The sequence below is a fragment of the Streptomyces sp. NPDC060027 genome, from assembly GCF_042737005.1.
Lineage (GTDB): Bacteria > Actinomycetota > Actinomycetes > Streptomycetales > Streptomycetaceae > Streptomyces.
On the sequence record NZ_JBHWVI010000426.1, the window covers coordinates 1 to 2,299 of the forward strand.

Annotated in this window: 2 protein-coding genes; both read right to left on the reverse strand. The window is 75.1% G+C overall.

Annotation, left to right across the window (positions count from 1 at the left end):
* Nucleotides 1–19: 19 nt before the first annotated feature.
* Nucleotides 20–739 (reverse strand): helical backbone metal receptor, encoded by a 720-nt coding sequence (locus ACFWBT_RS42660; RefSeq protein ID WP_385710134.1) that lies wholly within the window; start codon nt 737–739, stop codon nt 20–22.
* A gap of 53 nt (nt 740–792) precedes the next feature.
* The gene (locus tag ACFWBT_RS42665) at nt 793–1,374 is read right to left on the reverse strand and encodes a helix-turn-helix domain-containing protein (protein ID WP_385710137.1); all 582 of its coding nucleotides are present in this window, start codon (nt 1,372–1,374) and stop codon (nt 793–795) included.
* Nucleotides 1,375–2,299: the final 925 nt, after the last annotated feature.

Genomic DNA, 2,299 nt, shown 5'->3' on the forward strand with positions numbered 1-2,299 from the left:
CCACGGTCCGGCGGCCCGGTCAGCGGTCGGCAGCCCGCAGCGCCTCGCCGAGCCGCGCGGGGGCCTCGGCCAGCGACGGTCCGTACCAGGTCAGCAGGCGGCCGTCGACCAGGGCGCAGGGCACCCCTGCGAAGGACTCCGGCCCGTCGTCGGCGGTGAAGCGGTACGGCTCGTCGGGCAGCACCACGAGATCGGGGGCCGCCGCGGTCAGCTCGGTGAGCGGGATGCGGGGATAGCGCTCCTCGTGGCGCGCGTAGAGGTTGTCGACGCCCAGCCGGGCCAGGACGTCTCCGGCGAAGGTGTCGCGGCCCAGCACCATCCAGGGCCGCCGCCAGACCGGCACGATCGCGGTCGTACGGCGTACCGGGGCGGGCGGTTCCTCCCACGCGGCCTCCGCCTCGTCCAGCCAGCGCGGACGGGTGGGCGCACCGCACGCGCGGAGCACCCGGTCCAGTTCCCGAAGGGCCCCCGGCACATCCCGCACCTCGGTGACCAGCACCTCGATGCCGGCCTCCCGCAGGGCGGTCAGATCGGGCTCCCGGTTCTCCTCCTCGTTGGCGACGACGAGGTCGGGCGCGAGCCGTACGACGGCGTCGACGTCGGGGTTCTTGGTGCCCCCGATCCGTACGACGTCGAGGTCCGCGGGGTGGCTGCACCAGTCGGTCGCGCCGGCCAGGGCGCCGGGGACCGTCACGGCCACGGCCTCCGTGAGCGAGGGCACGAGGGACACCACCCGCATGCCCGTCCGCCTCTCCCTCGCCGTCATCGCCCGCCGTGTCCCGCCCGCGGCGCTCAGCGCTTGCCGGCGTTGTGCCGGTCCTCCACCGCGTCGATGTGGTCGGCGACCTCGACCACGACCACCCGGGTGTCCGGCACGGTGGCGCGCCAGCGGTGCCGCACACCGCCGGTCAGATAGAGCGTGTCACCTCGGCCGAGGCGATGGGCGCGCCCCTCCGCCTCGACCTCGACGGCACCGTCGGCGACGTACATCAACTTGTCGTTGCGGTGCTGGAGTTCGCGTCCCTCTTCGTGGTCGCCGGTGAACTCGGTGGCGTGCATCTGGTGGTGACCGCGCACCAGGGGGCGCATATGGGCGTCGGGCGTGAACTCGGCGCCCGCGTCGGCGCGCACGACGTCGACACTGCACGCCGGGTCGGCGGCGGCCAGCAGGTCGACGGCGGTGGTGCCGAGGGCGTCGGCGACTCTCTCCAGGGAGCTCTTGCTGGGCCGCGCCCGCTCGTTCTCCACCTGGCTGAGAAAGGGCACCGACAGGCCGCTGCGCTCGGCCACCACGGCGAGGGTGAGCCGTAGTGCCCGACGCCGTCGCCGTACGGCCGCACCCACCCGAAGGGGCTGTTCTTTGTGGTCGCCCATGGCTCCGGCTCCCTCCCTCGCGTCGTCGGTCCGCGAACCGCCCGGATTTCCGGCCCGCTCCTTCTGATGAGTTGTTTGCACCCTACGCATGTTCGGCAAACCGTTTCATGCACCCGTCACATCGCTGTCACATCGAGGGAGTGTGAGGGTTACAGTTCGCGCCACCGAGTGAGCCCGCCCGCCCCTGCGCGCGCGGCCGGCTCGCGCGGGACGAAAGGGCCGACCACCAGGGCGGGATACCCGTTCTCGGGGCCGGCGGCGTCGCGGAGGCGTGGGCCGGACTCCGGCCGCTTCCGCGCGTGCGCCGGGCGGGTGGGCGGAACGCCGGATCGTAGGCATACGTCCGCCGGCTCCCGAAGTCCCCGCGCCCGCGCCGTCCCGCGGTCAACACCGGCCGCTCGCCGGTGGGTTCGGGAAGCTCGCGCGGCCCTCCGCGTCGCCGTCGGCCCCCGGGCCCGCGGGACGTGGTCCAGCCGCTGGTCGGGCTCGGTGTGCCGGGTCCCGAAGTCGGCGCGCGCGAGGAGAGGTTGGCGGTCCGCGGGGTGTCTCGTCCGATGGCGGCCGGGGCGTCGGGCGGTGGTGCCGTACGGGGCGGCGATGGCCGCCGCGGCCCCGGAGCGGCGCGCGAGGAGGGGCGGCGCGCGGAACGCGCGGTCGCGGCCGTCGGTCCGGCGGGCGCCGGACCGGGGTGTCCGCGTACCGCGACGCGGTTGTCCGGATCTCTCTCGTACGCCAGTACGTGGCCGCGGGTGTCATCGGCCGTTCGTACGGACCGCCCTCCCGCGAGGAGAGGCACCGCCCGGAGCGTGCGCACAGGCTCCTGCGGGACGAACGGGGCGGTGGTCTTGTGGGGCGACGCAGCGGCTGTCGCCCCACCGCCACCCGCGCGACTCGGGCTCCGGGGCTCCCGGGCACCGGGCTCTGC